The 6,649-nt window shown below is 69.2% G+C and carries 5 protein-coding genes; 3 read left to right on the forward strand and 2 right to left on the reverse strand.

Annotated features, from left to right (window positions below):
• The first annotated feature begins 21 nt into the window (after positions 1 to 21).
• The 3 genes from rpsU (at position 22) to KF903_RS07170 (ending at position 2,792) form a co-directional block, all read left to right on the forward strand.
• Positions 22 to 237, forward strand: coding sequence for a 30S ribosomal protein S21 (gene rpsU / locus KF903_RS07160; protein WP_291213041.1), 216 nt, complete (start codon positions 22 to 24; stop codon positions 235 to 237).
• Between the two features lie 166 nt (positions 238 to 403).
• Positions 404 to 847 (forward strand): GatB/YqeY domain-containing protein, encoded by a 444-nt coding sequence (locus KF903_RS07165; protein WP_291213043.1) that lies wholly within the window; start codon positions 404 to 406, stop codon positions 845 to 847.
• A 106-nt stretch (positions 848 to 953) separates the two neighbouring features.
• Positions 954 to 2,792 (forward strand): DNA primase, encoded by a 1,839-nt coding sequence (locus tag KF903_RS07170; RefSeq protein WP_291213045.1) that lies wholly within the window; start codon positions 954 to 956, stop codon positions 2,790 to 2,792.
• A 100-nt stretch (positions 2,793 to 2,892) separates the two neighbouring features.
• Here KF903_RS07170 and KF903_RS07175 read toward each other — a convergent pair whose 3' ends face one another.
• Positions 2,893 to 4,962 carry a DUF11 domain-containing protein gene (locus tag KF903_RS07175; protein ID WP_291213047.1) on the reverse strand — a complete coding sequence of 690 codons (2,070 nt, stop codon included), beginning with the start codon at positions 4,960 to 4,962 and terminating at the stop codon, positions 2,893 to 2,895.
• A 13-nt stretch (positions 4,963 to 4,975) separates the two neighbouring features.
• The coding region (locus KF903_RS07180) for a hypothetical protein (RefSeq protein ID WP_291213049.1) at positions 4,976 to 6,649 on the reverse strand (1,674 nt) is incomplete at its 5' end.

Raw genomic sequence — 6,649 nt, forward strand, 5'->3', positions numbered from 1 at the left:
ATTCAGGCAACTGGAGTTCCAATGCCCAGCGTCAAAGTCCGCGAAAACGAGCCGTTCGAGTTCGCCCTGCGCCGTTTCAAGCGCACCTGCGAAAAGGCTGGCGTGCTCGCCGAAGTGCGCAAGCGCGAGTTCTACGAAAAGCCGACCCAGGAGCGCAAGCGCAAGCGTGCCGCTGCGGTCAAGCGTCACCTGCGCCGCGTCTCGCGCGACGTGACCAAGCGTCGGCGTCTGTACTGACCGTCGCGGGCGGCCCGCGGCCGCCGGTGTCGCTCCACGGATCGCCAAGAGCCGGCCGCGCGCAAGCGCAGCCGGCTTTTTGCGTTGGCAGATCGCGCCACCCTGTGCTGTGCAGGTCGCCGCGGCGGCCGCAGCGCCGTTCCCCCCAGCATTCCAAGGCCCAGCCATGACCCTCAAGCTCCGACTCAGCGACGACATGAAGGCCGCCATGAAGGGCGGCGACAAGCAGCGCCTGGCGGCGATCCGCCTCGTCAATGCCGCGATCAAGCAGCGCGAGGTCGATGAGCGCATCACGCTCGATGACGCCCAGGTGCTGACCGTGCTCGAGAAAATGATGAAGCAGCGCAAGGACTCGCTCGCGCAGTACGAAAGCGCGGGCCGCGAGGACCTGGCCGCGATCGAGCGCTTCGAGATGGGCGTGATCGAAGGCTACCTGCCGGCCCAGCTCGGCGAGGCCGAGATCGAGGCCATCGTGACTCGGGCGATCGCCGACAGCGGTGCCACCAGCGCCAAGGACATGGGCAAGGTGGTGGCGCTGGTCAAGCCGCAAGTGGCCGGCCGTGCCGACATGGGCAAGGTGTCGGCGCTGGTCAAGGCCAAGCTCGGCTGAGCGCCGGCACGCCGCCGCGCGCGGCAGCACCGGATCGGCCACCGCGGCGCGCGTTGCCGCATACACGGTCGGCGCCGCACCGTCGGCGCATGGCATGCTAAGCCTCATGTCCGGCCGCATCCCTGCCCGCTTCATCGATGACCTGCTCGCCCGCGTCGATATCGTCGACGTGATCGGCGAGCGCGTGCCGATGAAGAAGGCCGGCCGCGACTGGTCGGCCTGCTGCCCGTTCCACGACGAACGCACGCCCTCATTCACGGTGAGCCCCAACAAGCAGTTCTACCATTGCTTCGGTTGTGGCGCGCACGGCAGCGCGATCGGTTTCCTCATGAACTACGACCGCCTCGAGTTTCCCGATGCGGTCGAGGAGCTGGCCCGGCGCGCCGGCATGAAAGTGCCCTACGAAGGTGGCCGCGCGGCGCCGCGCGAGGACGCGACCGACCTCTACGAACTGCTCGAAGCCGCCACTGCGTACTACCGGCGCCAGCTTGCCGCGAACGGGCCGGCCCGCGACTACTTCGCCGCGCGCGGCCTCGACGAGTCGATCATCGCGCGCTTCCGCCTCGGCTATGCACCGCAGGCCTGGGACGGCCTCGGCAGCGCGCTCGGCACCAGTGCGCAGCGGCTCGCATTGCTGGAGAAGGCGGGCCTGCTGACCAGCGGCGAGCGCGGCAGGCGCTACGACCGCTTCCGCGACCGCGTCATGTTCCCGATCCTCGACCGGCGCGGTCGGCCGATCGCATTCGGCGGTCGCATCCTGACCCTGCCCAAGACCAAGTCGACGGCCGACGGCGAGGTCGCCGACACCGATCACGCGGCCACCCGCGGCGACGGCACCGTGCCTGTGGGCGCAGCGGCCGCGCCCGACGCCGCGCGGGCGCCGAAGTCCGACGGCCCCAAATACCTCAATTCACCGGAAACGCCGCTGTTCCACAAGGGCCGCGAGCTGTTCGGCCTGTGGCAGGTGCGCGAGACGCACGCCAAGGTGACGCGCCTGATCGTGGTGGAAGGTTACATGGACGTCATCGCCCTGCATCAAGCGGGCCTGACCCAGGCGGTGGCCACACTCGGTACCGCCACCACCGGCGATCACGCCGAACTGCTGTTCCGCCAGTGCAGCGACGTCTATTTCTGCTTCGATGGCGATCGTGCCGGCCGCCAGGCGGCGTGGCGCGCGCTCGAGTCGGTGCTGCCGCGCCTGCGCGACGGGCGTCAGGCGCTGTTCCTGTTCCTGCCCGACGGTGAGGACCCCGATTCGCTGATCCGCAAGGAAGGGCTGGCCGGTTTCGAACAGCGTCTCAAGGACGCCACTCCGCTGAGCCGGTTCCTGTTCGCCGAGCTCGGGCGCGAAGTCGATCTCGGCAGCCTCGACGGCAAGGCGCGCCTGGTCGAGCGCGCGCGCCCATTGCTCACGCAGATTCCCGACGGCGCGTTCCGCGATCTCATGTTCGACGAACTCGAACGCATGGGCGGCGTGCGCATCAACGCCGCGGCATCGGCTGCGCCGCGCCCGGCCGATCAGCGCCGCGGCCGACCGCCGCCGCGCTCGCTGGTGCGCGCGGTCATCACCCTGCTCGTGCAGCAGCCCGAACTGGCGCTGGCCATCGAGCCGCCGTGGAGCTTCGCCACGCTGCGCCTGGCCGGCATCGAACTGCTGCTCGAGCTGCTCGAGCTGGCGCGTGAGCGCCCCGACCTCACGACGGGCGCCCTGCTCGAGCACTTCGCGGGTCGCGACGAGGCGACCGCACTGCACAAGCTCGCCGTGACCGAGTTTCCAGGCGACAGCGCCGGCGCCCGCGTCGAGTTCATCGACGCGATCGGCCAGCTCGAACGCCAGACGCGGCAGCAGCGCATCGACGAACTGCAGGCCAGCCATGGCGCGGGCCAACTCGACGCTGCAGGCAAACAGGAACTGCGCCAGTTGCTGGCCATGCGCAACGCGTGAAGACACGCGCTGCCGGCGGCCGGCGGCGCCATCGGTGATGGCCGGCTGCCACCAGCGCCTGACACCGTTCGGGTCAGGCGCCGGCGGTTCGCAGCCGATCTCAGCGCGGCACGCGACCGTGCTGGCGCCAGGCGACCATGACCAGCGCGAGCAGCAGCACGAGCAAGGCCCAGGCGTCGGTGGCCGGCACCTTGCCCACCACGCCGCGGATCGCCACGATGACCGTGGCGTCGCACGGACCAGGCGTCGCACCCGGCATGCACACCGTGATCTGGTCTGGTGTGACCGAGACGGTGTTGAACACGTTGCCTGCTGCCGTACTGGTGAGCTGCGCCACGACCGTGAACACGAGCTGGCCGCCGGCCGGGAAGCTGGCGATCGTTTCATTGATCGCGCCGCTGCCGCTGGCGTTGGCACAGGCCGCACCAGCGCTGCCCGCGCAGGTCCACGCGAAGCTGGCGATGCCCGCCGGAATCGGGTCGCTGATCACGACGTTGTGCGCCACCACGCTGCCGACGTTGGTTACCGTGACCGTGTAGGTCAGCGTGTCGCCGGGGTCCACCGACGTCGCCGACGCGGTCTTGGTCACCTGCAGGCGCGGTGGCGGCTGCGTCGGCGTGATCGCACAGGCTGGCGGCAGCGGATTGGCGGCGCAGTCGGGCGGCGTGGTGCCGGCCACGTAGCCGAGATTGAGCACCTGGGTGGTGCCCAGCGGGATCGGGTCGACCACGCTGACCGTGACCGTAAGGGCGAGCGTGCCGTTGCCCGGCACGGTCAGGCCGGCCCAGGTCACGGTATTGCCCGACAGGGTGCCGCCGTTGCTGGCCGCCACGAAGATCACGTTGGGATCGAGCGGGTCGACCACGCCGACGTTGAACGCATTGGCGGCGCCGCTGTTGCTGAGCGTGATCGTGTAGGTCAGCGTCTCGCCCGGCTCGGCCACGCCCGGCACACTGCCACTTTCGCCCGTGAGCGCCTTGCTCACGGCAACGTCGGCCGCCGTCGGGATCAGCACGGCCGACGCGCCGGTGCCATAGACCCGTGCGCCGATGCCGGGCTGGCCGCCCGCCTCGACGAGATTGGTGGCAACCCCGGCGCCAGCTTCGGCGGCGGTGATCGTATGCTGCGCCGAGCACAGCACGATGTCGTTGGATTGCAGCGCGCCGCTGCCGAGACCCGCGAACGGCTGGCCGCCGAGCGTGGTGGCATCGCAGACGATCGCGCCATCGATGTGGCTGGGATCATCCTCGGCCAGATCGACCGTCGCCAACGCCTGTGCGTTGTCATTCTTCACCACGAACGTGTACTCGACGATGTCGCCGGCGCTCGCGTAGCCGCTGGCGTCGACATCGTCGAACAGCAGCGGGCTCTTGAACACGCGGATGCCGGCGTTGCCGCCCAGGTTCTGGGTGACCACGAAATCGCCCGCGCCGACCGGATCGCCATTGCTTGCGCTGCCGGCAAGGTCGACCGTGTTGAACACCATCGTCGCGGCCTGCTCGGCCGCGGTGATCGTATGCAGCTGCGTGCAGACCATCGAGGCATTGACCGCGAGCGTGGTCTGCGGGCAGCTCACCGCCCCGTCGATGTCGGTGACGGCCAGGCCCGACAGGGCCAAGGTGCCGAGGTTGAGCACGCTGTAGTGGTAGCTGATCGTCTCGCCGGCCTCGAGCACACCGTTGCTGTTGGCGTCATTGAAGATGCCGCCGGCGGCCAGCACCGCGATGCCCTGTGCAGGCGTGATCGCCGCCGGCTGCATGAACGAAAACGAGCGGGCGACGGCATGGCCACTGCCATCGTTCGCGACGACGGCGATGCTTGCATTGCGCCGCCGCGCCTGGGTGACCGGGCGCGTCACGCAACGCACGCTGTCACCGGCCGCCAGCGTTGCCGCGGCCGGGAACGCCGCGCCACGCTGGGTGGCCCCCGCGCAGCTCACCGCATGCGCCGGATCGGACACGATCCGCACCGCGCTGAGTGCACCCGAGCCCACGTTGTCGATCGTGAACGCATGCTCGCCTGCGGCTGCGTTCACTGGCGCCGCGCCAGCGGCGGAACTGGCCGCGATGCGCAAGGTGCCGGCGGTCGCCGGCAATGCGAGGCCGGTGGCGGCCAAGGCCGCCGCCAATCCCAGGGCGCGAAGCTGATGCCTGTGCTGATTGCTGCTCATCATGTCCTTGTCCTCAGCGGAACTGGGTGAAGATCGCGGTCGATACCGACGATACCGCCTGCCCACCCGGCGCGTTGCCAGTGGTGGTGGCCGTGTTGACCACACGCCGCAAGGCCACGTCCGCCGCGGTCAGCACGTAGGTACCCGAGCAGGTCACCGCATCACCCGGCTGGAGCGTACCACCGGCCAGCGGATTGAATCCGTCGTGGAACAGTTCGTCACCGGGAATCACGCGGAACGGCTGACCACCCACCGTGGTCGGGCTGCAGTGCAGGCTGGCCAGGCGCGGATCGAACAACTGCACGGTGCTGAGCGGCAGGCTGCCCGGATTGCTGATCGTGAAGTCGTACCACAGCACGTCGCCGACATCACCGTAGTGGTTGCCATTGAAGTCCTGACCCAGGGTGACGGTCTTGACCAGGCGGATCAGCGGCACATCGGCGCCGATCGGCGCACAGGCGGCGCTGTCGAGACTGAACGTGCCGCTGACCGAGGTCTCGTTGTACAGGCCATGACCGGCAGCGCCAGTACAGGCGCCATCGACGAGCGCCGCCGGCTGCACGCCGACCGGAACCGCCACGGTATAGCTGTGCGTGGCACCAACCGGCAGGCTCACGCCATTGGCCGAGATCTGCACGATCGTGCCGTTGACCGGCGTGAAGCTGCCGCCCGGCAGGCCCGGATTGAGCGTGCCGGTAGCGGTCGCCGCCACTGCATTGCCCATGAACACCAGTCCGGCATTGGGGAAGCCCAGCGTGTCGGTCAGCGTGTAGCTCACCGCTGCACCGCCAAGGTTCACCACATCGATCTGGTAGGTCACGGTGTAGGTCGCCGGGCCGGTCGGCACCAGCGAGGCCACCGTCTTGGTCAGGCGCATGTTCGCCGTCGGCACCACCGCGCAACCGGGTGCCGTGGGCAAGGCCACGCAGTCTGGCGGCGTACCGTCGTTGAGCACCACCGCGTTGCGGATGCTGGTGACGCCGCTCGGCAACGGATCATCGACGCGCACCGTGAACGTCACTGTGACCAGGCCCGGGTTGACGCCACTCTGCGCCGGCACGTCGACCAGCGTGTCGCAAGCGGTACCCGCCGCCGCACCATTGGCGCAGGTCCAGATGTTCGGCGAACCGGCGACGTAGGTCGTGTTGGCCGGCACGGTTTCGTTGATGAGCGTGCCGAGCGCGGCGGTGCCACCCTCGTTGCGTACCGTGATCGTGTAGGTCAGCAGTTCGCCCGGCTCGGCAATGCCGTCGGCAGTGATGCTTTCATCCGACACCGCCTTGGTCACCGACAGGTTGGCGGCAGTCGGCGTGATCACGCACTGCGGGCCCGCAGGCGGACACGCCGGCGGCGTGGTGCCGGTCTGGTAGGCGAGGTTGATCACCTGGGCCACCCCGGCCGGAATCGGACTGGCCACCTGCACCACCACCTGCAGGCTCAGCGTTCCGCCCGCAGGCACGGTCAGACCGCTCCACGTCACCACGCCCGCGCCGTACGTGCCGCCGTTGTCGGCACTGACGAAGCTGACGTTGGCATCGAGCGGGTCGCTCACGCCGTAACCGGTCACGGCAACGCCGCCGCTGTTGCTCAGCGTGATCGTGTAGGTCAACTGCTCGCCTGGCTCGGCAATGCCGGTGAGTGTGCCGTTCTCGCCGGTGAGCGTCTTGACGATCGCCACGTTGCCCAC

Origin of the sequence: Dokdonella sp. (genome assembly GCF_019634845.1) — a bacterium.
In the GTDB taxonomy this organism is placed as follows: Bacteria; Pseudomonadota; Gammaproteobacteria; order Xanthomonadales; family Rhodanobacteraceae; genus Dokdonella_A.

Coding starts and splice junctions, on each gene's coding strand:
- KF903_RS07165 (WP_291213043.1), top strand. CDS start 404: ATGACCCTCAAGCTCCGACTCAGCGACGACATGAAGGCCGCCATGAAG.
- KF903_RS07170 (WP_291213045.1), top strand. CDS start 954: ATGTCCGGCCGCATCCCTGCCCGCTTCATCGATGACCTGCTCGCCCGC.
- KF903_RS07175 (WP_291213047.1), bottom strand. CDS start 4,962: ATGAGCAGCAATCAGCACAGGCATCAGCTTCGCGCCCTGGGATTGGCG.
- rpsU (WP_291213041.1), top strand. CDS start 22: ATGCCCAGCGTCAAAGTCCGCGAAAACGAGCCGTTCGAGTTCGCCCTG.